The 24,451-nt window shown below is 47.8% G+C and carries 17 protein-coding genes; 12 read left to right on the forward strand and 5 right to left on the reverse strand.

Annotated features, from left to right (window positions below; all coding sequences use genetic code 11):
* The first annotated feature begins 86 nt into the window (after nt 1-86).
* Together WJM45_RS05830 and WJM45_RS05835 are read left to right on the forward strand one after the other, a co-directional pair.
* Nucleotides 87-821: a hypothetical protein gene (locus WJM45_RS05830; RefSeq protein WP_341328029.1), complete on the forward strand. Its 735-nt coding sequence runs from the start codon at nt 87-89 to the stop codon at nt 819-821.
* A 748-nt stretch (nt 822-1,569) separates the two neighbouring features.
* Complete coding sequence (locus WJM45_RS05835; RefSeq protein ID WP_341328030.1) at nt 1,570-3,966, forward strand: tetratricopeptide repeat protein; 2,397 nt, start codon at nt 1,570-1,572, stop codon at nt 3,964-3,966.
* Between the two features lie 551 nt (nt 3,967-4,517).
* On the opposite strand, the gene WJM45_RS05840 is transcribed toward WJM45_RS05835, so the two are convergent.
* Nucleotides 4,518-5,192 (reverse strand): TlpA family protein disulfide reductase, encoded by a 675-nt coding sequence (locus tag WJM45_RS05840; protein ID WP_341328031.1) that lies wholly within the window; start codon nt 5,190-5,192, stop codon nt 4,518-4,520.
* 666 nt (nt 5,193-5,858) lie between these two features.
* Between WJM45_RS05840 and WJM45_RS05845 the strand changes: the two genes are divergently transcribed.
* The 3 genes from WJM45_RS05845 to WJM45_RS05855 all read left to right on the forward strand — a co-directional run bounded on the left by WJM45_RS05845 (nt 5,859) and on the right by WJM45_RS05855 (nt 8,109).
* Nucleotides 5,859-7,196, forward strand: a complete 1,338-nt coding sequence (locus tag WJM45_RS05845) for an MFS transporter (protein ID WP_341328032.1) — start codon at nt 5,859-5,861, stop codon at nt 7,194-7,196.
* Between the two features lie 505 nt (nt 7,197-7,701).
* Nucleotides 7,702-7,902 carry a hypothetical protein gene (locus WJM45_RS05850; protein WP_341328033.1) on the forward strand — a complete coding sequence of 67 codons (201 nt, stop codon included), beginning with the start codon at nt 7,702-7,704 and terminating at the stop codon, nt 7,900-7,902.
* A gap of 72 nt (nt 7,903-7,974) precedes the next feature.
* On the forward strand, nt 7,975-8,109 hold the full coding sequence (locus WJM45_RS05855) for a hypothetical protein (protein ID WP_341328034.1): 135 nt from the start codon (nt 7,975-7,977) through the stop codon (nt 8,107-8,109).
* 621 nt (nt 8,110-8,730) lie between these two features.
* On the opposite strand, the gene WJM45_RS05860 is transcribed toward WJM45_RS05855, so the two are convergent.
* Together WJM45_RS05860 and WJM45_RS05865 are read right to left on the reverse strand one after the other, a co-directional pair.
* Entirely contained in the window at nt 8,731-10,392 is a 1,662-nt protein-coding gene (locus WJM45_RS05860; protein ID WP_341328035.1) for an AarF/UbiB family protein, read from the reverse strand.
* Nucleotides 10,393-10,743: 351 nt separating this feature from the next.
* On the reverse strand, nt 10,744-11,097 hold the full coding sequence (locus tag WJM45_RS05865) for a cupin domain-containing protein (RefSeq protein ID WP_341328036.1): 354 nt from the start codon (nt 11,095-11,097) through the stop codon (nt 10,744-10,746).
* 530 nt (nt 11,098-11,627) lie between these two features.
* Here WJM45_RS05865 and WJM45_RS05870 point away from each other — a divergent pair.
* Both WJM45_RS05870 and msrP read left to right on the forward strand, forming a co-directional pair.
* Nucleotides 11,628-12,266: a DoxX family protein gene (locus WJM45_RS05870; RefSeq protein WP_341328037.1), complete on the forward strand. Its 639-nt coding sequence runs from the start codon at nt 11,628-11,630 to the stop codon at nt 12,264-12,266.
* Between the two features lie 2 nt (nt 12,267-12,268).
* Nucleotides 12,269-13,213: a protein-methionine-sulfoxide reductase catalytic subunit MsrP gene (gene msrP, locus WJM45_RS05875; RefSeq protein ID WP_341328038.1), complete on the forward strand. Its 945-nt coding sequence runs from the start codon at nt 12,269-12,271 to the stop codon at nt 13,211-13,213.
* Between the two features lie 321 nt (nt 13,214-13,534).
* On the opposite strand, the gene WJM45_RS05880 is transcribed toward msrP, so the two are convergent.
* Both WJM45_RS05880 and WJM45_RS05885 read right to left on the reverse strand, forming a co-directional pair.
* Nucleotides 13,535-14,053, reverse strand: coding sequence for a cytochrome P460 family protein (locus WJM45_RS05880; RefSeq protein ID WP_341328039.1), 519 nt, complete (start codon nt 14,051-14,053; stop codon nt 13,535-13,537).
* Between the two features lie 375 nt (nt 14,054-14,428).
* A complete protein-coding gene (locus tag WJM45_RS05885) occupies nt 14,429-16,207 on the reverse strand; it encodes a bacteriohemerythrin (protein ID WP_341328040.1) in 1,779 nt (592 codons plus the stop codon).
* A 500-nt stretch (nt 16,208-16,707) separates the two neighbouring features.
* On the opposite strand from WJM45_RS05885, the gene WJM45_RS05890 reads away from it, so the two are divergent.
* The 5 genes from WJM45_RS05890 to WJM45_RS05910 all read left to right on the forward strand — a co-directional run bounded on the left by WJM45_RS05890 (nt 16,708) and on the right by WJM45_RS05910 (nt 24,367).
* Nucleotides 16,708-17,376, forward strand: a complete 669-nt coding sequence (locus WJM45_RS05890; protein WP_341328041.1) for a GTPase domain-containing protein — start codon at nt 16,708-16,710, stop codon at nt 17,374-17,376.
* 4 nt (nt 17,377-17,380) lie between these two features.
* The gene (locus WJM45_RS05895) at nt 17,381-18,622 is read left to right on the forward strand and encodes an ATP-binding protein (RefSeq protein WP_341328042.1); all 1,242 of its coding nucleotides are present in this window, start codon (nt 17,381-17,383) and stop codon (nt 18,620-18,622) included.
* An 18-nt stretch (nt 18,623-18,640) separates the two neighbouring features.
* Entirely contained in the window at nt 18,641-20,887 is a 2,247-nt protein-coding gene (locus tag WJM45_RS05900) for an ATPase, T2SS/T4P/T4SS family (RefSeq protein WP_341328043.1), read from the forward strand.
* A 353-nt stretch (nt 20,888-21,240) separates the two neighbouring features.
* On the forward strand, nt 21,241-22,083 hold the full coding sequence (locus tag WJM45_RS05905; RefSeq protein ID WP_341328044.1) for a response regulator: 843 nt from the start codon (nt 21,241-21,243) through the stop codon (nt 22,081-22,083).
* A gap of 457 nt (nt 22,084-22,540) precedes the next feature.
* On the forward strand, nt 22,541-24,367 hold the full coding sequence (locus WJM45_RS05910) for an ATP-binding protein (protein ID WP_341328045.1): 1,827 nt from the start codon (nt 22,541-22,543) through the stop codon (nt 24,365-24,367).
* The last annotated feature ends 84 nt before the right edge of the window (nt 24,368-24,451 follow it).

A 24,451-nucleotide genomic window follows, 5' to 3' on the forward strand; every position in this document is an offset into this window, starting at 1 on the left:
GCCGTGAAATCTATAGAAAAAGCGAGCCAATGTTTGTCCTGTCCGGATGGCCCGTTGTGATCAATTTCCGTATATCATCAATTCCCATGATCAAGATCATTTCAATTTTTTTGGCTGTTTTGTTTGTTTCCTCATTGTTATCGAATGCCGTTTATGCTCAGGCAGCCAGGCGAGACGACGGCGGCAGCGCGCGTGTCATCAACAAGCTGCAGGCGATGGTCCGCGAAATGACCGCCGAACGCGACGCCTTGAAATCCGAAAACGATAAGCTTGTCGCAGAAATCGAAACGCTGAAACAACAGCATGAAGCGGCGGTTTCACGCGAAGAAAAGCTGAGCGGCGAGCTGGACTCGGAAAAAAGCACCAATAAAGCAGTTCGCGGTCGGCTTGATCAAACTCATGAAAAATTGGTCGAAGTTGTCGAAAAATATAAGGTTTTGAATCAGGCCAAAAACCAATTGAGCTTGGAACATGCCGAGTTGCAAAAACTACAAGAGTTTACCGTTTCGGAACTGGATGCCTGCGAGGATAAAAATATCAAGATGTATCAAGCGACTCGAGACATGCTCAAAGATTATGGCGGGCAAAGTCTTTGGGCTCGATTGGTGCAAGCCGAGCCGGTTTTTCAATTCAAAAGCGTTGAGCTCGAAAACATCGTTCAGGAATACGAAGACAAGTTGATCGAGCAAAAGTACAGGCGCAAGACCGAGCTTGATGAAGTTTACGAAGAGACTGAAATCGTGGATGAAATGCAGGAATCCGCTCAAGATTCAGAACCTGAAGAAGTTCAAGAACCTGACGAAATTGAGGAAGGCGGTTAAAAGAAGAAATATCGAACGATGTCTAAACATTCCCTCGTTCCCACGGTCCTCCGTGGGAATGCATACCGATCTTGTTTCGGCAGCCAACGTCTAGGTTACCACGGAGCACCGTGGAAACCAGAAAAAGGGCAGCGACCAAGTGCTAAATTGCCATGTTGTCCGGCAAGACTATGGAACATGAGCGATTGGGGCTTCGATCGTCGCGACGAAGGCGTCGCTCCCACAAGGGGGCGGATGCTCTGTGGGAGCGATCCCCAGATCGTCCCTCACCTAACGCTAGGTGAGGGAAAGTCGTTAAAGGTGGGTTGCAATAAAAGTCATCGAGGTCTTATAGGCTAAGACTGCAGGCATTCCCTCGTTCCCACGGTCCTCCGTGGGAATGCATACCGATCTTGTTTCGGCAGCCAACGTCTAGGTTACCACGGAGGACCGTGAGAACCGGAAAAGTGAAAGAGAAGTTAATGTTGCCTCGTTCCATCGTTCTAGCCTGTGAATGCATACCGATCATGCCCTCGGCAGCCAACGCATGGGTTTCTACGGAGGGCCGTAGGAACCCGTAGCTCAATCGGTCGGACTGGTCTCCGGAAGCTAGAGCTTCCGGACTCTGCCTTCCCAAACTCTAGTTTGGGAAGGGGCGATAACTTATGCCTATTGCCTCGTCGGCAGCTTCCGCTCTTGGAAAATGCGGAGAAACATCAATCGGCAAACCCGTCAGAACAGCCCGAATTTCAGAACCAAAAAACTATTCATGAAGTCTTTGATACGAAAGTACCGTTCCTTTCTTTTCATCATACTTTCTTCCGCAGCCTTGACCGCCTGCGACGACACCGAACGTAAAATGAACGAATATCTCGAACAAGGTAAGCAATTTTTTCAAACGGGCGATTACGAGCAAGCCCTTGCGGCTTTCGAACAGGCGCTTGAGCTCAAGCCGGATCAAGTCGAAGCCTTGTTCGAATCGGCCGAGATTTCAGTAAAGTTGGGCAATGTACAACAAGCCGCAGACCTTTACCGGCAGGTCGCCAATGCCGATCCGAAACATTTGAAGGCTCGCGTCAAACTCGGACAAATCTATCTGTTGGCCGGTCAAGTCCAAGAGGCCGAGACATTGATGAAACAGGCGTTGGCGATCGATGCCGAGAGTCCAGATGCCTTGGTTTTGCAGGCTGGGATTCTGGCCGCGCAAAATAGTAGTGATGCCGCGATCGTCAAGGCGGAAGCCGCACTCGCGAAAAGGCCGGGTGATGTTCCTGCCGTATTGCTGCTTGCATCGCTCAAGGCCAAATCGGGCAAACTGGATCAAGCGATCGAGTTTGTCCGCGGTTATGCAGGTCAAAATCCCGACGATACTTCGTTACGCTTGATGCTGGTCAATCTATACGTCAAGACTCAAGCTTTCGACAAGGCCGAAAAAACTCTCGAAGACATTATTAAAATCGAACCGAAACCCTTGCTGCATCGTAAGCGTTTGGCTTTGTTTTTGATCGAGCACAATCAACTCGACAAGGCTGAAAGCGTATTGCGCGATGCCGTTATCGATTTGCCCGACAATCGGCAGGCGATTGTCAATCTGCTCGATTTCCTGACCGAAAAGCGGGGGCCGGAAATCGCCGAAGCCGAACTGATTCCGTTATTGGAAGAATATCCCGACGACTTTGTGCTGAAATTCGGCTTGGTTAATTTGTATCTGGCGCAAAATCTGACCGATAAAGCCGAGCAGGCGTTATTGGAGATCGTCGAGGCCGATCCTTCCGGCGTACAGGGCATCAATGCCGAAAATCGCTTGGCAAGGCTCTACGCCAATACCGGACGGAGTCGGCAAGCCGCCGAATTGCTCGAATCCGTGTTGCAAAAGCAGCCCAAACAAAGCGATGCCTTGATTTTGCGCGGCGAGTTGGCGCTCGCCGAAAGCCGCTTGACCGATGCGATAAAAGACTTGCGCGAGGTGTTGGCGGATCGCCCGAACGATGTCGCTGTATTGAAATTGTTGAGCACCGCCCATCGCTTGAATCAAGAACCGGTGCCTGCGCTGGAAAATCTTGAAAAAATCGTGCAATTGCAGCCGACCGACGAGAATGCGAGACTCGAATTAGCTGAATTGTTGCTGATTACCGGTAATCCCGGTAAGGCCGTCCAGCAAATCGGTGCGCTGTTGCAAGCCGATCCCAATCATAAAAAAGGACTCGAAGCTTTGTTCAAGATTTATTTGTCTCAACGGCAATGGGAGCAAGCCCGCCGAGTCTCGGATGTCGTGCAGCAAGCCTTTCCCGATGAAGCGACGGGGTACTATTTGGCCGGTTTGGCTTACCAAGCCGAAGGTAATTCCGAAAAGGCGGCCGAGCGCTTTGCCGATGCTTTGGTCAAACAACCCGATTCGATCGAGCCGTTGACGCAGCTGGTCAATACCCTGCTCCAATTAAAAAAACCGGACCGCGCTTTGGTCAAGCTTCAAGAAGCCGTGAAGCGGCAACCCGAGCATTTTGTCGCTTACAATCTGATGGGCGGTGTGTTGGCCGTGGCGGGCAAAACGAATGATGCAGTCGGCGCATTCAACAAGGCGATCGATATCAAGCCCGAGTGGGAAAACCCGTACCGCAATCTGGCCGGTATTTTTCTCAATCAAAACCATAAAACCAAAGCGGTCGAAGTTTTGAAAAAAGGCATCGAAAATACGGCATCGACGACGTTGACCGGTGATTTGGTTGCGATTTATCACCGCGACGAAGCTCATGATAAAGCGCTTGCCTTGTTGGAGGAAAATTACCGTATGAAACCGACTTCGGCGGTGGCATTGAATAATTGGGTCCGTTATTTGACCGAACTGGGCGACGATAGCGCAACGTTGGATCGTGCGGCCAAATTGGCCGCACCGCTGGCGAAAACGGGGCATCCCGATATGTTATATACGGTTGCCGTTCTGGCTTACAAGCAAGGCAGTTACGAAAGGGCGAAAGAGTTGCTATTGAAAGTGACCGCTCTCGCGCCCGAATCGGCGATCGCTCAATACCGGTTAGGTATGGTGTATTTCAAACAAGGCGATAGCAAACGGGCAAAAGAGTATCTTGAGCGGGCCGTAGGCAAAGACGACAAATTTATAGGTATCGAGGAAGCCCAACAGACCTTGAAGGTGCTTGAGGATGTTTAAATTTTCCTGATTGCTGTTACCCAAGCTCCAGCTCTCGCCGTTATACACAAGTATCGGTAAACTTGCTAAACAGAGGTTATCGTATACTTGAAAACGGTGCTGTTTGATAAATCTGCGGATATTGAACATCAGTGGCTTTCCCTCACCTAGCGTTAGGTGAGGGAAAGTCGGGAACGTTGGGCGACTAGAAATGGTATCGAGGCCTCATTAGCTAAGATTGCAAAACGGTAATTTTTGACTTATGTATAACGATGAGAGCTCCAGCTTGGGTAAGCTGTTCTCAGGAAGCTCTAGCTTCCCGACGATCAAGGAAGGTTGAACGAGCGAGTCGGGGTTGATTGCGTTTGTTTCGGTCACTGGAAGCTGGAGCTTCCGGGGCGTGTTTCCCAAGCCGGAGCTTGGGAAAGAGCGTTATGCGGGGTGGTCGTTTTTAGCTTGACGCGCATGGCTTACGAACCCCGTCTTGCTAGGGATATGCTGGTCTTTGGTCTTTAGTTGTAGAAACTTACTAATCAGGTAATTCTTTGCCAACCGAATTGCAAAAAACATTATTACTGTATTAATGCTTCAAGCAGCTTTTGAATTCTAAATTCCAGTTCAGGATCATGTCCGAACAAGCATTCGGCTAATTTGCCTTCTTTGTCGATCAGGATGCTGGACGGCGTGCCTTGCAGATCGAATAGTTCGAAGGTTTCGGCACGGTATTTAAGACCTTCAAGGTAAAAGGCTACATTTTGCCGGATTTGCTCGCGTTGAAGATCGCTTTGTTGCTCGAAATCGGGAATACGCGAATTTATGAACTCGGTAATTTCTTCGTCGCTGAAGTTTGCCCGGCGTTCGATCAAGCGGTCCATGGCCAATGGAAATGGGACCCGATAGGATAGCTTGCCGTCATCAAGCAAATCATGTTCGGCCAATACGCGATAGGTATGTCCGATGACCTGCTGTTGATTAACTAAAAGCTTTAAGTTATCCAGCGTGTTTTTATCGAAATCTTCGAAAGCCGTCGAGATACCGATGACCGTCAGGCCCTTTTCGGAGTATTTTCGATGCATTTCTATTGCCTGGGGCAAACCATAGAGGAAGCAACCGGGACAATTGAGTTGAAAGACTTCGATCAGTACGACTCGCCCGATTTGCTGCGTTAAATCAATGGGGTCTCCCTGTATCCAATCGGATACGGGCAAAAGTGGAACGGTTTGGCCTATTCTTATTTTATTCATCATTATTTACCCGAATATGTTGTTACGGTTTCGGACTCGCAAAGTATGATTTTTGGAGTAAGTGTTTCGTTTCGACCATCGTTGTCGAAAAAGGTTTTGTTGACGAGCTTCTCGAAACCGGCATGCAAGAGGTAACTATTCGGTCCTCTCGGCAATTATCGTTCCCACGCTCTGCGCTCATCGTTATACATAAATTGTAGGGTACGCTGCGCGTACCAAAACCGTGTCCTGGCGGTTCGGTTGGCACATGAACATTGCAGGGTTACCATGGTACGCACAGCGTACCCTACGCGGGAATGCCTGAGTACCGCTCCAGCGGTACGAGACGCTAGAGCGTCTCGGTCTTCGTTCCCACGCTGCAGCATGGGAACGATAAGGGGGGGGAATAATTACTGCAAGAGCATTCAGGGTTTCTCTAGCCGGAGAGGCTGTGAAAGTATTCAATATTATGAAATAACCATGAAAAGCATGAGGCAATATTAAGAATTAAATTTTTGATTTTATTGTCTTTCTCTTAATTTTCTTCATTTTCTTCATGGTGAATAAATATTTTATGAAGTATCGATGAATACTTACAAATCAATTTATTTTCCGAGTCTATAATGTCGGTTTTACGGGAATCGCAAAGAATATCCCCCAAATCAGTCAATTCAAGTCAGGAATAAAACAATGACAACACGTGTTAGAGCCTCGAATAAAGAAATATTCGGTTGGGCAATGTTCGATTTTGCTAATCAGGCGTATACCTTGCTTATTGTAACGGTTGTCTTCGGCGATTTATTTACGCGAGTGATCGTCGGCGATGCCCCCGATTACCGGCTCGGCAATCTGCTTTGGAGTCTTTCGTTGGCGATCGGCTATTTGGGGGTCGTGATTTTTTCGCCCATAGCAGGAGCAGTTATGGATTACACAGCCAATAAGAAACGTTTTTTATTCGGCAGTTACTTATTGACGGTGTTCAGCACGGCAGCCCTTTATTTTGTCGAACCGGGATTGGCGTGGTTGGGCGTATTATTGTTGATTATTTCTAATTTCGCATATTCAATCGGCGAAGCATTTATTGCGGCATTTTTACCCGATCTTGGCCCGCCCGATGATTTGGGAAAAATTTCCGGTTTCGGTTGGGCGCTCGGTTATGTCGGCGGCATGGTTTCGGCGATTTTTGTATTGCTTGTGCTGGGTGAAGTTAGCGCCGAAAATTTTGAAAGGATTCGTTGGGTGGGCCCTTGGGCAGCGGTATTTTTCTTGGTCGCGGCAATTCCGACTTTTTTATGGGTCAAGGAGCGCGGGGTGCCTTGTCCGTTGCCGCCTGGAACGGGGTATTTTCGCATCGGTATCGGCCGTGTGCGAAATACGGTTGAACATATCAAGGATCACCGCGATCTAGCGGTAATGTTGGTGTCGATTTTTTTCGCGATGAGCGGTATATATATCATCATTACTTATGCTTTCATCTACGGGGCGCAAATTATCGGTTGGGACGAGGAAGTCAGAACTTGGATGTTCATTATTGTACAGATTACCGCAGCCTTGGGGGCGGTGGCTTTCGGTTTCATACAAGATAAATTGGGTGCGTTGTTTACTTATCGGCTGACTTTGATATTGTGGATATCGGCAATCGCGATGATTTATTTGACCCCTGTGTTTACTGAAATGATGCGGTCTCAGTTCAATGTCGCTTGGCAAGCGCAATATGTTTTTTTATTCGTCGGTAGTGTCGCGGGTTTGAGTCTGGGGTCTTGCCAGTCGTCGACTCGAACTCTGGTCGGCTTGTTCTCGCCGTTGTCGCGTTCCGCCGAGTATTTCGGTTTTTGGGGTTTATCGATGAAGTTGGCCGGCATGTTCGGCTTAATGGCAATCGGTTTGTTGCAGATTTTGGTCGGGCTGAAAAGCGCGATCTTGTTTTGCATTGTACTATTTGGCGCGGCTTTGCATTTTAGTCGACAAGTAAGCGAGGCAAACGGGCGCGCTGCCGCCGAGAAGGCAGACCGGGAGTGCGTTTTATAAATCCGAAGTCCAGCTGCTTAACCATCAGCCTAAATTCGGCAGTTTAACCATGAAGCACATGAAGTATTTTAATAGATTACCTAAACATTACAGCTAACCTTTCGGGTGAGCGAAAGTTGTTCATAAACGAATGACAAGTTATTGAGTTAACTTGTCATTCTTCATGATCTTCATGGTGAAATGCTTTTTCTAGGATCAAGCACATGAAGTTAGACATTTATACTCATCGTAGATCAAAATTCGGCCCTCCTGCGTCTCCTGAAGCACTGCCGAAATTTGAAGTGCGATAGGTATATTTGTAAAAGCGGGGTGAAAATTGTCGTGATTTTTAACGCATATAATTCAATATCCCAAGATCAATACGCATTGCATTTGATAAGGCCGGGTTAAGGAAATGGATAAATTTTCAATTTTTGCACTCGATTGCTCGGAAATTTTTCAATAAATAGGGTAATGTTTTTCGCGGTGATAAAAAAAATTTATTCAATTTCAAGAGGCTATTCATATGGATTCTCAACTTCTAAAACAACAGCGCGCACAATTTATTGACCGAGTGCATCAGGAATTCTTAGTTATGACGGGTTACGGTGCGCATGTTCATATCAATACACATGGCATTTTGATGTTATTCAATCAATTTTTAAACCAACAAAGACCGGAGAAAGAATTTATTAGAGCAGCTATTGCTTCTCTTAAGCGAGCATGACCTTACCGGCCTTAGCTTTGTGCTGAACTAAATGATGATATTTACCCGACATTCTAAAAATAACTGAGTATTATGCCTTTCGCACTTCAAATTTCGGCGGTGCCAGAGGAGGCGCCTGGGTGTCCGGTCGATTTTCGCTCCTGCAAAATCGACATTCACGCAATCCATGGCGTTCATAAAGGTTTTGCCAGCATGGAGCTGGCATAGAGCCTACATGGACGTATTCACCCAGCACCTAAATAAGCCATGTTTTGAATCATTGTCAATGACCTATGGAATTCATCCAGCACCTAAATTAGTCATGATATTAAACATAGCCAATCGGTTATGGAATTTAGGTGCTGGATTTAGGTGCTGGGTTCACGGCTTCCTTTAGCGGACATCCAGGTGCCGAATTTTGATCTACGACGGGTATAGTTGTGAACCGACGATTGACGCTGTAACTATGCAGTATCCGGCAATTAGCGTTCCAGCGCTACGAGACACTAGAGCGTCTCGGTCTTCATTCCCGCGCGGGAGCGCTCATCGTTATACATAAGTCAAAAATTACCGTCTTGCAATCTTAGCCAATGAGGCCTCGATACTATTTTTTGTCGCCCAACGTTCCCGACTTTCCCTCACCTAGCGTTAGGTGAGGGAAAGCCACTGGTGTTCAATATCCGCAGATTTATCAAACAGCACCGTTTCCAGGTATACGATGACCTCTGTTTAGGAAGTTTACCGATACTTGTGTATAACGGCGAGCGCGGGAATGTAAGGGGATCTGAATAATTACTTGACGCTTACAGCGTAATCGGCGCGGTTTCCGTAATTAAATGGATTCACATTTTAACCGCTTCGCCAAATAGAAAAGAGTAACCAAATTCCGCCCAATAATGCGCCGACGAAAGCGGTCAAACCGATCAACGATGAGGCGCCGCCTTCAACGGTCGAGACAATAGAGCTGCCGATAATCATTGCAGCAGTGACTAAGCTGACGGAAATTCGATTGACCACTCGGTCGAGCTCTTTGCCCAGCCATTCCGGTCGCGTGATGTCTAATCGAACGCTCAGCGCTCCTCGTCGCAAATCCTCCATAATTCGGTGCATATCTTCCGGTAACTCGCTGAGCATTTCAACGAGTCCTGCCGCTGATTTAAAGCTGCGTCGAGCCATGGCTTCCGGGTTGTACCGGAGTAAAAACGCCCGTTTGAGTAACGGTGTTGCCGTCACGACCAAATTAAATGACGGATCGAGTTGTCGTCCCAAGCCTTCCAATGTAATGAATGTTTTAATTAATAATGTCAGATCGGCCGGCAAATTGAGCTGATGGTCGCGTAGTAAATTCGTTAAATTAAATAGCAACTCTCCTATGTGCAGGTCTTTCAATGGGATATCGTGGTATTGGTCGATAAAATTGTCGATTTCCAGCGTCAATGCGTCTTTATTTGCCATCGACTTGTCGGCCCATTTCAAAAGAATTTTGACGACGATATCCGGGTCGCGCTCTACTAAACCGTGCAACAGATTGACGACTTGATTCCTTCGCTCGTCGGTGAGTCTGCCGACCATGCCAAAGTCGATAAACGCGATGCGATTACCGGAAAGAAAGAAACAATTGCCGGGGTGAGGGTCGGCATGAAAAAAACCGTCTTCCAGAATCATTTTAAGCACCGCATCGGCTCCGGTTTTAGCCAATTTTTTCCGGTCTAAATTTGAGTAATCGATGCGATCGATATCATGACCCGAAATACCGTCGATGTATTCCTGAACATTCACGCGCTCACAAGTCCATTGCCAATATACTTTGGGAATGATGATAGTGCGGCTTTTTTTAAAGTTGGCGCGCATGCGTTCGCTATTGCGCCCTTCGATGGCCAAATCCAGCTCTCGGCGCATCGATAATGTGAATTGACGAACGATTTCCTGTGGATTATAACGACGCAGATCCTTTATTTCCCGTGCTGCAACCTCCGTCATTTGGTTGAGTAGGCGCAAATCCGCTTCTACGGTAGGTCGTATGCCGGGACGGCGGATTTTGACAATAACCTGAGTGCCATCCTCCAGCGAAGCTTTATGAACTTGGCCAATCGAAGCGGCTGCTATCGGCGTTTTGTCGAAAGTTGCAAAGACTTCGTGCGGCGGGGCGCCCAGGTCTTCCTCTAGTTGTGCCAAGATTTTATCGATGGGTGCCGGACGGGCTTGGTCCTGCAGTTTTTCGAATTCAGCAATCCAGGTAGGACTGAACAAGTCGGGGCGAGTAGCGAAAATCTGGCCCAGTTTCACGAAAGTAGGTCCCATTTCTTCCAGAACTCGACGAATGCGTTCCGGTGGTTCCATACTGGTCAATTCGTCGATTTCATGCCAGTGTAAAACATGGCCTGCGCGCTCAACAAGACCAACAATGCCGAGTCGGCGGACAATATCGCCGAAACCATAGCGGATCAAAATCGAAGTGATTTCATGAACGCGTCCGAAATCTCTAGCGACGGAAAAGGTTTCCAATATCATTATGTTGGCATGCTGACGGTTAGGTGGCGGAAATGAATGTCAATATGGGAGAGGAATATCTCGGTAAGTTAATGGTTCATAATTTCAGTTATACTCATCTTAGATGAAAATTCGGCCTCGGGGTGCCCGTCAAAGGACGCCGTGAATACGTCCATGTAGGCTCTATGCCAGCTCCATGCTGGCAAAGCCTTTACCGAGCACCCCGAAGCCTCCTCCGGCACTGCCGAAATTTGAAGTGCGAAAGGTATAGCAGTTAGTAGATCGTTAACTTTTGCTTGATCTTCATGGCTGTGCCAGGTTCATTTACAAAGAACATTAATAACCGGGAGAGTCATAATTTTTGCAAAAGTTTCATAAGTCACCGGACGTTACTTTATCGGTCATGTGAATAGCAAGCCAAATCGTGTCGCTGTTTCGATCGGTCCATTCTACCCGATGTAAAGCATGCGCCGGGATTAATAAATAATCCCCGGGATTTAAAACAATATCTTCGGGGCGGTTTTTATAACGTAGTTTCGCTTGCCCTTGAAGGAGCAGTATCCACTCGTCCCAGTCTTGATCGTACCAATGGCCGGCTTTTGTCGAGTGATTCCTAGAGACGATCCGCTCGATGCGGACATGATCGGTTTTTAGCACGGTTTCGAAGAGCTCTTCGGGTAATCGATTTGGAATGTTTGAGAAAATATTGGAATAGATTTGGGACATCGTTAATATGACTTGAGTCAAAAAGCGATAAATATAGCAAAGGTGAAAGGGAAAAGAGGAAAGGTGAAAGATGAAAGATGAAAGATTCGCTGTTTCCCAAGCTCCTGCTTGGGAAACACTTGCGCGAAGCTCTAGCTTCGCGGTGCAAAAATTAATGTGGAGGCGGGGTAAGCAACCCCGATTTAAACGGTCAAGTCTATAATTTTTTTTTACCGAATGCCTCGAGGCCTCTCAATACGGTAATGCCAAAATTTGGAGTGCGAAAGGTGTATATTTTAGCCGTCGATAAATTTTAGGTGGAAGACTGAGCGCTAATTATTGTCGCTGATTTGAAGTTATACCTTTCGTACTTCAAATTTCGGCAGCGCCTGAGGAGGCGCCTGGGTGTTCGATAAAGGCTTTGCCAGCATGGAGCTGGCATAGAGCCTACATGGACGTATTCACGGCGTCCTTTAGCGGACATCCAGGCGCCGAATTTTGATCTACGATGGGTATACAACGATCGTCAACCAACACAGAGAGGTAGCATCATGAATTTAAAAGATATTGATTGGCAAGCAGGGTTTGACAAGAGTGTTGCCGGAACGCGATGGGCTTTAAGGGGCCTTGATAAGCTTAAGTGTATCGACTTTATCGCGCCGTTGTTGTTACGGTTTTATCTCGTTCCGGTATTGTGGATGGCTGGGTCGAAAAAATTCGCTAATTTTTCCGATACGGCGGCATGGTTTGGTGACGATCAGTGGGGATTGGGCTTGCCATTACCTTATTTGCTGGTATTCCTAGTAGCATTGATCGAAGTATTGGGGTCGGTTTTTTTGTTGATCGGATTCGGAGTCAGATTGATTTCAATACCGTTGATGATCGTGATGGCGGTGGCGGGAGTTTTAGTGCATCTCAAGAACGGCTGGCTCGCGATTGCGACCGGTTCCGGATTATTTGCAACCGATCGTACGATCGGTGCGGTAGAGCGATTGGAACAGGCCAAATCGATCTTACAGCAATACGGCAATTACGACTGGCTGACTGAAAACGGGGCCTTCGTCGTATTGAATAACGGAGTCGAATTTGCCGTAACTTACTTTATTATGTTGTTGGTATTGTTTTTTATCGGCGCCGGACGTTATGTCAGCATCGATTATTGGCTGGCGGCAAAATACTCAGAGGAATAGCTATGTTGATTAAATCCAAAACGGTCGTTTCGGAAAACGAGGTAACCGACCGGACGGTTTTCGAAGCACGCAGAAGCATTATTAAAGCCGCACTGACGTTACCTTTGGCGGTAGCATTACCGGGTGTTTCGGAGGCTAAAAACAAAATATATACCGATGTTCCGGTCGGGCCCTATTCGGCTGATCTTGAGCCGAATAAATTTGAAGATGTCGCCAACTATACCAATTATTATGAATTTTCGACCAATAAGACCGACTCGACTGTCCTGGCGCGGCGCTTGGTAACAAGGCCTTGGTCGGTGGCCGTCGAAGGCGAAGTCGAATCTCCCGGCGTCTACGATTTGGAGGATATTCTCAAAGCTAATCCCTTGGAGCAGCGTATTTACCGATTCAGATGTGTCGAGGCTTGGTCCATGGTTGTGCCGTGGATCGGCTTTCCTCTAGGGGCGATGCTCAAACAGTTCAAACCGACCTCGAAAGCTAAATATGTCGAATTTACGACACTATATAAACCGTCGATCATGGTCGGTCAGAAAAGTAGTGTATTGGAATGGCCTTATGTCGAGGGTTTGCGTATCGACGAAGCAATGCACCCTCTAGCTTTCGTCGCAACCGGAATGTACGACGACGTTTTGCCCAATCAAAACGGCGCTCCGTTACGTCTGGTCGTTCCGTGGAAATACGGGTTTAAGAGCATCAAGGCGATCGTCAAGATTCGCTTTCAAGAGCACATGCCGAAAACGGCCTGGAATATAAGCGCACCGCATGAATACGGATTTTTTGCCAACGTCAATCCGGACGTGTCGCACCCGCGTTGGAGTCAAAGCCGCGAACGGGTACTCGGCGCAAGTATTTTCACACCGAAACGCAAAACCGAGTTATTCAACGGGTATGGCGAAGCCGTCGCGTCTTTATATGCAGGTATGGATTTGACGAAGAATTTTTAACCCTAAATTCGAGATGAAGGATTGCAAGCGGCATTCCTGCTGCCAGCATCCTCGTTATGTATACTCGTAGATGAAAATTCGGCCTCGGGGTGCCCGTCAAAGGCCCAGTACCTAAATCCAGCACCTAAATTCCATAACCGATTGGCTATGTTTAATATCATGACTAATTTAGGTGCTGGGTGAATGTCGATTTTGCAGGAGCAAAATCGACCGAACATCCCGACGCCTCCGTACCTTAATGCCGAAATTTGAAGTGCGAAAGGTATACTTTTCGTTCCTTGATGTTTTCCGTTAAAAGGGCGGGCGTTACTATTAATGGAATCAAGGCATCTCGGCCGGGCGAGTAAACACGTAATCGGTTTTTTCGGCCTTGGCGTGGCAACCGGCGCATTCCTGTGCGAAATCGGCGTTTTCACCGTAAGGTTTCAGTTCCTTGCCGACCCAGCGGGCATAGCCCCAGCCTTGGGTCGCTTGGTATTTTTTGCTGTCTTTGATCATGAATTCGAAATGTTGCACATCGCCTGGAACGGTTGCGGCTTCCCACAACGGGTGCTGGCTGTCTTTCCAGACCAGTTTGGCCAGAATCGCGCCGTCCGGCCAAGGGTTGGTATTGCCGCTACGGGCGGCCTTGACTGCGATGCTGTTACCGAGGATTCCGCGCAACGAATTGTTGTCGGTCCGGTGCGCGACGCCGATGAATTGCCAGTTTTGATAGTTTTTCGGCATTTCGATTCCGTTCGGTGCGATTGCCGGTTGTTTGGTTTCGGCATAAACGCTGAAAGATATCGACAGGCCGATAACGATCGTTGAACACAGTCGTAATGGTAATGTGTATTTCATGGATTATTTCCTCTTCACGTTAATTGAAGCTGGTGGTTTTCTGTCGGTTGATTTTTGATGATCCTAAAAGGTATTTCACCATGAAGAGCATGAAGGACTTGAAGACGCAGTGTTTTCAATTTGAATGCGTTACTAATCATAAACAGCCTATGTCATTATTATTGCCGTTGGAGTATTGGCTTTGCCTGCACTCCAGCCCCCACCATTGTTTTGATGTTGTTCAGTCATTAAGCTGGATCTGAAAACGCTTTATTATTGCATTGAGTTTATCCATTAAGCGCATCTGTTCCATTGGGACAGTTCATAAAGCACTCAATTCTCTTCCCTTCATGCTCTTCATAGTAATCAAAAACAAGTTATAAACACTGTACTGCATTAGCACTCATTGGTAGTAAGCGGTAAGCTTATTCTGAATTTGCTGCCTTTGCCGACGTAGGATTCTACCTCAATCTTACCGTTGTGGTTTTGGATGATTTTATAGGATAGCGATAAACCCAATCCGGTTCCTTGGCCAACCGGCTTCGTCGTAAAAAATGGGTCGAAAAGTTTAGAGCGGATTTCTTCAGGAATACCTTTGCCGGTGTCTTCGATTTCAATCCAAATGCGGTCTTTTTCGGTCCCGGTTCTGATATAAATAGTGCCGAATGTTTCGATGGCGTGAGCCGCGTTGACCAATAAGTTCATGAAGACCTGATTCAACTGTGCGCCAATGCATCGATAAGATTCCAGTCCGGTATATTTCTTGACGATTTTTGCTTTGTATTTGAGTTCGTTTTGAATGATATTCAATGTAGCGTCGATGCCGGCTTCGATGTCGAATAGTTCCATTTCCTGCTTGTCGATCCGGGAGAAATCTCTAAGATCTTGAACGATCTTACGTGCGCGCGTCGCCCCTTCGATCGATTCGTCGACAAGATCCGGCAAGTCGGTTTTTAGATAATCGATATCGATTTTTTTCTTGAGCCGATGGTAAGCAAGAACTTCGCTGTTATCGGCGGGCAGTTCTCGAGCAAGCTTTTCGGCGGTCTCCGAAAATTGCAGGATATCGTTCAGATATTGTTTCAGACTATTCAGGTTGGAAAAAATATAACCTAACGGATTGTTGATTTCATGTGCGACACCGGCTGCCAGTTGCCCGATCGAGGCCATTTTTTCGGATTGGATTAGATGGGCTTGGGTTTCTTTTAGGCGTGCATTCAGCCGGACTTGTTCGTTTTTCTCAGCTTCCAAGGTTTTGTTGGCGTCGAGCAACTGCTGCGTTCGTTCCTCGACTTGTTCCATCAATAATTGATTGATGCGGGCGATTGTGATTTCGGCATTCTTTTGATTGGTAATATCCATGCCGCAGCCCATGAGCCCAGCAAAACTGCCGTTTCTTCTGATTCGCGGGACGCCGGTTTCCAGTATCCAGACAATACTTTCATCTTCTCGACGCAAGCGGTACTGAATTTTGAATTTTTTTAAGTCGGATGCGGCATGGGTATAGGTATCCGAAACTTTATCCCGATCGTCGGGATGAATCCTATCCAACCATTGCGAATGGTTGCCGGAGCCTAAGGGGATATTGAATTTTTTATGCCGGTAACGATTGCAGAAGACTGGAATGTTTTTGGCATTGGAAATCCATATCAATGCCGGTAAATTATCGGCCATTTCCTTGAAGCGGTCTTCGCTTTCCCGTAAGGCCGAATAGAGATTGCTTTGCATGATAATGCCGGCTTGGTCAATCTTGGTCGCATCTGAAATCGGTTTGCCGAGAATGCGGTCGGCCATTTTTTTATCGGTGCCGAGTATGTGCCGGTATAGCCAATCGAATAGAAAATCCAAAAGGTGGTGTAGCAAAAAAGAGGCGTTGTCCGGTTTCTGATTGCGTGCTTCGACGATGGTTTCGACAAATTGTCGATGTTCGTTCTTGTGCGATGCGAACAATGCTTCCTCGAAGTCCGATTGTTGCATCAATTTTTCTTCTTCATCGAAATGATAGCGTGTGTAATCGATCAAATCGTCGAGAAGTTCGGTGATTGTATCGGGAGCATGGCCTAAGGCTACGGCTTCGTCGAGACGGTTGATCAGATCTAAGAGTCGCCGGTGCTGATCGTCGACGCTGGCTATGCCTAATTTAAGACTATCGTTCCAAGTTAAAATGTTGTCCATATTACTCCCTTTATACTCAAAAAATGGTTAACTTTATGAAGGTATGGGGTGTGGCTAGCGAGGATGTCGGCAGCAGGGAGCTGCCGCCAAGCCCCCATGGATGGGTTTACGGCGTTCCTCGATAGACACACCCCATACCTTTTATTCTTAGACGGTTTTTCAATCAAAAGGGAGTAGTTGAATCGGGAAAGATATTGAGAAGGGGCCAATTTAGTATTCTCTCATTAGCGTATAGCCCGTATTTTTCGGTTCCCTCGGTCCTCCGTGGGAACACCCGTACCTTGGCTACCGAGGTAAGGTCGGTATGCATCCTCACTCTAGGATTGTTGCAAAATATGCTGTGCGAGCTATATGTCGCTTTGGCTTTTTTGAAGTATAACCTAAAGTTGAATTATTTCGTTCGTTTGGCGTAGACTGGCGAAAGCGTATAGACGGCAATTCGTTTTGCGAATGGCGGCTATACTTGCTGTTTTATTCATCGGTCGATTTTCCCCAAGGTCATGGCTCAATACGACGAAAGCAGTCAAAAACTGACGATCAAGCTGGTTTATTACGGCCCGGCCCTCAGCGGTAAGACGACTAATTTAATGCGTCTGCACGATATTTTAACGCCCGATATGAAAGGCGAGTTGATGATCATGGAAACCGCTGACGACCGGACCCTGTTTTTCGATTTATTGCCGTTGGGTTTTCGCGCGCCGTCCGGTTTGCTGATCAAATTCAAGGTTTACACGGTGCCGGGACAGGTAATACACGACAGTACGCGCAAGGCCGTGTTGTCCCGGGCCGACGGCGTCGTGTTCGTTGCCGATTCGCAGCGGACGCAAAGCGTCAATAACGGCGAATCGTTTGAAAATTTAGCCGCGAATGCCGCGCGTGTCGGGCTCGATTTTCAGCAATTGCCGTTGGTCGTGCAGTTCAACAAGCGCGACTTGCCGGCAATTTTGAGCGAACAGGAAATCATGGCGCGGTGGGAAAAGGCGCCGTGGCCGGTTTTGTTTAGTTCTGCATTGACCGGCGAGGGCATCATCGAGACCTTCAGGGCTTTATTGGCGGCCGTTTATCGAACCTGCGACCGGTTGTACCGCTTGCAATCGGATCATGGTCTCGATTGCGATAGCTTTATCGCGCAAACGTTGGGCGGTTCATTATCATCGGCAAGAGGTTGAGACGATGTACGACTTTCAATCGGGGGGCGATTTCGAACGCGATTTGAATCTTGACGAGCTCTTAAAAGGTATAGACAAGAGCCGCTTGATTTCGGCATTGAATGTCTTATTGGACACGACGGTCTGCGTCGTGGACGATTCAGGCGCAAGCGTAATCGGCGACAATAGCTCGAAGACGGTTGATCGGGTGCCCTTGCATGGCGAGTTGGAACCTGTCGGTTTTTTGCAGACACGAACCGCCGTCCCGCCCGAGCGTTTGCGTGCCGGGGCCGATCTGATGCAGTTGATTTTGCGCTGCAATGCGCGCTATTTGTTGGCATCCGATATTCATCTACAAACTCAGCGCGACGATTTCGAGGAATTGCAGCGCAGAAACGTGGCCTTGCAAGCGTCCGAAGCGCGCTACAAAAAACTTTCCGAAAGTTTGGAAATCCGCGTCAAAGAGCAGGTTCAAACGATCGAAAAGGCGCATTTGAAGCTTTATAGAAATGAAAAGCAAGCTTCGGTAGGTCGTCTGGCGGCCGGTGTCGCGCATGAGATCAACAATCCGTTAGGCTTCATTCGCAGCAATGTGGCTACCGCCGAATCCTATCTGGAATCGTTTTACGAATTCAATGCGTTGATCGATAACGGGACTTCATCGAAGGAATTACGTAAAGTCTGGAAAGAGCGGGAATTGCCGTTATTACTCGACGATTTCAAGGATTTGATGAATGAAAGTCTCGAAGGTCTCGATCGTATCGCTAAGATCGTTATTGCATTGAAGGGTTTTTCTCGTATCGATCAAACCGAAACCGAACGAGCCGATATCGATACGATCGTTCGGCAAATCTGCCAGGTTGCCGAATCGCAATGGCAACAAAAGGCGAGACTCGTTTTGGAGCTGTCTTCGGAAACGCCGATTCAATGTCAAACCGCGCAATTAGGTCAGGTTGTATACGGGTTGCTGGGTAATGCGGTGGATGCGATCGAAACAACCGGCATTATTCGTATCCGCACCGCTGTCCGAAACGGGGTTGTCGTACTCGAAGTTCAAGATAACGGGCGTGGTATTCCGGAGAAGGTTTTGCCGCATGTATTCGAACCGTTTTTCACGACCAAAGAGGTAGGACAAGGGACGGGGCTGGGCTTGACCGTTTGTCACGATATAGTCAAGGAGCACGGCGGCACGATCGAAATCGCGAGCCAGGTAGGCAAGGGGACTCGGGTAAAGGTTAACTTACCTGTGCAGAACGCTATTCAGTAATCTAATTGAGTCTTAATAATGTCGTTTTATGCCTCATTGTTTACCGGTGGCCAAAATACCGACGCCACGGACGAGCAAAACGATACGCAGCAAGCATCCAAGTCGTACGGTATCTTACTGGTCGACGACGAACCCAACGTACTTAGTGCGTTACGGCGCGTGTTCCGTCAGGAGAACTACCGCGTCGAAGTCGCCATGTCCGGCGACGAAGCATTACATACACTCGCGAACGGTCAATTTCAACTCGTTATTTCCGACTATAAAATGCCGGGTATGAACGGAGCCGAATTGCTACGGCGCGTCAAAATGCTTCATCCCGACATTATTCGGATCATGTTGACCGGCGAGGCCGATACCGGCGCGGTGCTCGGCGCGATCAACGAAGGCGCTGTCTATAAATTCATTCTCAAACCCTGGAATAACGACGATTTGCGTATTACGGTCGGCTTGGCGTTGGAACAGTACGACCTGATCGAAAAAAATAAAAAGCTCCAGCACGACAATGTTAATCAAACCAAGGAGATTAAGCGGCTCAGCAAGTTGGCAGTATCCGATAGCGCCCAAATTGCGATCATGCTGCATAAAAAACAGTTGCTCAGCGACCGGCAGCTGCAAGAGTTATATAAAATAAAGCAAACTCGCAAAGATCCGATGCTCAAATTGATATTGGAGCGCGACTGGGTGGCCGAGAAAACGATTCGCAGCATTTTACGTAAGGAACTGCTTATCGAAGAAGTCTCGCTGCCGGAATTTCAGGTCAATCCGAGTGCGGTCGAACTGCTGCCTCGTTCCGTGTGCGAACAGCATTGCGTATTGCCGTTGAAAGTCGATCAACGCCAATTGTTACTGGTCATGGCCGACCCGCTCGATATGGGGCTGCAGGCGGAATTACGCTTCATGACCGGCCTGACGATTGAGGCCGTGATGGCCGACATTGCCGCGATCAAGAAAAAAATCAATGCCGTTTACGGCGACGAACCGAGCTTTGGCGATATTGAAACCATTGTTTCGGCCCTCGATCCGTTCGAAACAATCGAAGTCGTTATCGATCATGAAGACGATATTTCGCTCGAACAATTGCTGCAGGAAACGGCCGAACCGCCGGCAATACGCTTGGTTAATTCGATCATCATCGAGGCGATTCGTCTAAAAGCCAGCGATATTCACATTCAACCGCGAACGAAAAGCATTGTCGTTCGTTACCGGATAGACGGTATATTGTTCGATAAGATATACATCCCGAATCAACTGCACAATCAGCTGGTTTCGCGTATCAAAGTCATGGCGGAGATGGACATCACCGAGCGCCGTAGGCCTCAGGACGGGCGTATAACCGTCAAAACACCGATGCGTATCGTCGACCTTAGAATTTCGACGCTGCCGGTCATCAACGGCGAAAAGGTCGTGATGCGAATTCTGGACAGGAACGCACAGATTCAAAGTATCGATAATCTTGACGTAGCGAATTCCGAACGGGAGAAATTACTGCATCTGATCAACAAACCGCAAGGTATCGTACTCGCGACTGGGCCGACCGGCAGCGGCAAGACGACTACGCTCTATGCTTTACTGCAGCACGGTGTGACGCCGACTAAAAACTATCTCACGATCGAAGAGCCGGTCGAATATTTTCTCGATTCGGCCGGCCAGGTCAATGTGCGAGAAAAGATCGGATTGACTTTTCCGATGATATTGCGCGCGATTTTACGGCAAGACCCGGATGTGATTCTGTTAGGAGAAATCCGCGATTTCGAAACCGCCGAAGTGGCGTTTCAGGCGGCTTTAACCGGTCATTTGGTGTTTTCGACGCTGCATACCAATTCCGCACTGGCGACGGTGGCAAGGTTGATCGATATAGGCTTGAAACCGTTTATCGTCTCCAGCGGACTGGAAGGCGTGATCTCTCAGCGCTTGGTGCGCAAGCTTTGCACACATTGCCGGGAGGCCTGCGCGCCCGATCCCGAAACGATGCGCATGCTTGGTCCGTTATTCAATGTAAACGCGATCGAAGTCTACCGAGGCAAAGGGTGCGAAAACTGCAGCAATACCGGCTATCAGGGCCGGGTTTGCTTAATGGAGATATTGGCGCTCAATGAAGCCATGCGCGATTCGATAACCGCACAGGCCAGTTTCAGCGATTTGAGAGCCTTGGCGGTTGAAAACGGCTATCGAACGTTGATTGAAGATGCGTTCGATAAGGTAGTCGCGGGTACGACGACCTGTGAGGAAATATTGCGCGTTCTCGGTCCGCAGAGCTTATCCTGAGTCGTGTTTCGAAATAAAGGGCTACGATTACGATATACCCGTCGTAGATCAAAATTCGGTGCCTGGGTGTCCGCTAAAGGACGCCGTGAATACGTCCATGTAGGCTCTATGCCAGCTCCATGCTGGCAAAGCCTTTATGAACGCCATGGATGGCGTGAATGTCGATTTTGCAGGAGCGAAAATCGACCGGACACCCAGGCGCCTCCTCTGGCAATGCCGAAATTTGAAGTGCGAAAGGTATAATTATTAACCTAGAACAAGCATTTCACCGTGAATATCATCTTGCAATACGTCACGAACTTCATGTGCTTCATGGTTGAATTACCGAATTTAAGTTTATAGGAGTTTATATTATGGCTGAACCCGAATCGCCATCGGAGCGTGTGCTCTTACTCGTCGACGACGAAATCAATATCGTCAAAGCTTTAAAACGGTCCTTGCGAAGAGATGGCTATCAGATTTTAACAGCCAATAGCGGTGCCGAAGGATTGGAATTGTTAACCGGGCAACGCGTAGGCGTTATCGTTTCCGATCAGCGCATGCCGCACATGACCGGCGCCGAGTTTTTAAGCGAAGTCAAAGTTTTGTACCCCGACACGATACGCATCATGTTGTCCGGCTACACCGATTTGGAGTCGGTCACCAATGCGATCAATGAAGGAGCGATTTATAAATTTTTAACCAAGCCGTGGGAAGACGATTTGTTGCGGGACAATATCCGCATAGCGTTTGAACATTATGAAATGGCTTTAGACAATCGGCGTCTGACTGCCGAGTTGCAACGCGCCAACGAGGAGCTCCAACAATTCAACCTGGAATTGGAACGCCAGGTCGAAGAAAAGACACGAGAAATTATACGCAATGTCAATTTGCTGCAGGTCTCGCAAGAGATCCTCGAGCATTTGCCGGTGGCGGTGATCGGTATCGATGAACAAGGCATGATCGCCGTCGCGAACCGCGAATCGAACAAAATGCTACTCGGATCGTCGGTTAGCGGACTTGTCTGTTTGCAAGCAAGCAAGGTAATGCCGTCGGAAGTCATGGGTTGGGTAGATCAATGTTTCGGCGGTGTTTTACCGGATAATAATGCCGCACGGATTTTAACTCTAGGAGGCGTCGAGACGACCGTTTCAGTACGGGCGTTGGGCTATTCCAGCGGCGCTAGAGGTGCTATTGTTGTGTTAACCCAGGTTTAACCCAGCTTTAACAAGTGTAGTGCCTACCGCCTATGCTATTGAAATATAATAATTAAAAATCATGCCAAATTTAACTTTGTAGTGCCATAAAATTAATTATTGCATATTATTCAATAACCTATTGACGCGCAATGTTAAGGCTGGGTTAAGTCATGATCTCCAATGATTTCGGTTGCCGGTTCAAAGTTTGAGCCGATCTCGCCGGAAGAGCATTGCTACAAACCACGCTTGGTATGAAAACGCCTGCAAATTACAAACCCGTAGGGTGCGCTGCGCGTACCAAAACCGTGCCCGGGCGGTTCGAATAGACAACGAAGTTTGTCAGTGATCAAGAATGCCTATAGGTTTAATAATCCCCCTGGCCGGGATGTTTTGTTAAACCATTAAAATCGTGAATTTTTGTCAAAAGATGTAAAGAATTGAGGTATAAGAGGCTAAAGCAAGTTTTGGAGACGCTATGCTGTTCAATGAAAATAAGCAATTGCAATGGATCAGCGAATTGTATCAACTGGGTCAATCCGGTTCATTCCAAGAAAATTCCGGTCAAGGTTACCGGGATATCCTTCGCTTTATTTTGGAAGGGTTCGGTGCCGATACCGGTTCTTTGACCGTGCTTGACAATGAATGCTATGTCATCAAATCCGGAATCGGATTGCCTGAAGAATATATTGGACGGTCGATATCGGATCAAAGTGCCGTCATTCGCTGGGTATTGGATAACCGGCGCGCATTATTGCTCAAAGGTAAAATCGATCAAGATCCTCGCTTCAAGAATCATGGTCCGAGATCCGGTTCGCGCATTCCGGCGGCGGCCCTCTGTTGGCCTCTGATTTCGGGACAACGCTCGATCGGTACGATTTGCGTTAACAAATTAAATGAACCTTCGGCATATACCGAAGCGGATCTCGAAAGCGGCCAATTAATGGCCAATACGATCGCGCTGGCGATCGACAATATGCTGCTTAACATCGATCGATGCAAGCACATTCAAGAGCTGGTCGGTGCTGACCGCCAGTTGCAAATTATCCGGCGACGCTATGAAGAGTCTGAAAAACGTTTGCATGACATCCTAAATTCATTGGACAGCGTAGTCTGGTCGATGGAGCCCGGTACATTGAAACTCCTCTATTTGAACGATGCGGCCGAAGACATTTCCGGCAGACCGGTCCGGGATTTTTTCGAAAGTCCGGATTTATGGTTGTCCATCGTTGATCCTAAAGATAAACAAAACGTCGAAAACCGGTTAGCCGATTTACCTACGATCGGTTCCCGGAAGCTTGCCTACCGCATCATACGTCCCGATGGCGAACAGCGTTGGTTGTATCAATCGATGCGTTATGTTCGCGATGAAAACGGAGAGCCGCTACGTATCGACGGTATCACGGCCGATATTACCGAACATAAAAAGGCCGAGGATTTGCTAAAACAGCGTAATACGGAATTACAGCAAGCATTGACACAACTTCAAGAGCTGCAGCAGCAATTGATGCAGTCGGAAAAAATGTCGTCGATCGGTCAATTGGCGGCCGGTGTCGCTCATGAAATCAACAACCCGATCGGCTACATCAATTCCAATCTGACATCGTTGAAAAACTATATAGAGGACATACTTGAGCTTGTGGAAATGTATGAAAATCTCGATTCGGTTTGCGGCGATGCGGAACGTATCGGTTCGCTACAGGCATTTAAACGGCAGATCGACTTGCCTTTTTTGAAAGAAGACGTACTCGACTTGTTGAATGAATCGCTGGAAGGAGCCGAGAGGGTCAAAAAAATCGTGCAGGATCTCAAGGATTTTTCTCACGTCGGTGGAGACGATGACTGGCAATGGGCGGATTTACATGCTTGTTTGGATAGTACGTTGAATATCGTGCATAACGAGACCAAATACAAAGCTGACATCATCAAAGAATACGGCGATCTTCCTCGGGTTTGGTGTTTGCCGCATCAACTGAATCAGGTGTTCATGAATTTATTGGTTAACGCCGCGCATGCCATTGAAGACAAAGGCACGATCACGATTCGTAGCGGAACCGAAGACGGCGGACGGGTTTGGATAGAGATTACGGATACCGGCAAAGGCATTGCGCAGGAGCACATCAATAAAATTTTCGATCCGTTTTTTACGACCAAACCGGTCGGTAAAGGAACCGGTTTAGGGCTTTCGGTTTCGTACAACATCATCAAAAAACATGACGGCGAAATTCGATTGGACAGCCGCGCCGGCGAAGGCACCACGTTTCGGATCGTGTTACCGGTTGAACGTAATGAGCCGGGTAAATGAATGCCGAGCTCACATCAGCTCTTTCTCAAATTGCTATTTATTCCTTTCGCCGACAGACTCAGGGCGAACGGTAATTTCAGCTTA

The organism is Methylotuvimicrobium sp. KM2 (genome assembly GCF_038051925.1).
Taxonomy (GTDB): Bacteria; Pseudomonadota; Gammaproteobacteria; order Methylococcales; family Methylomonadaceae; genus Methylotuvimicrobium.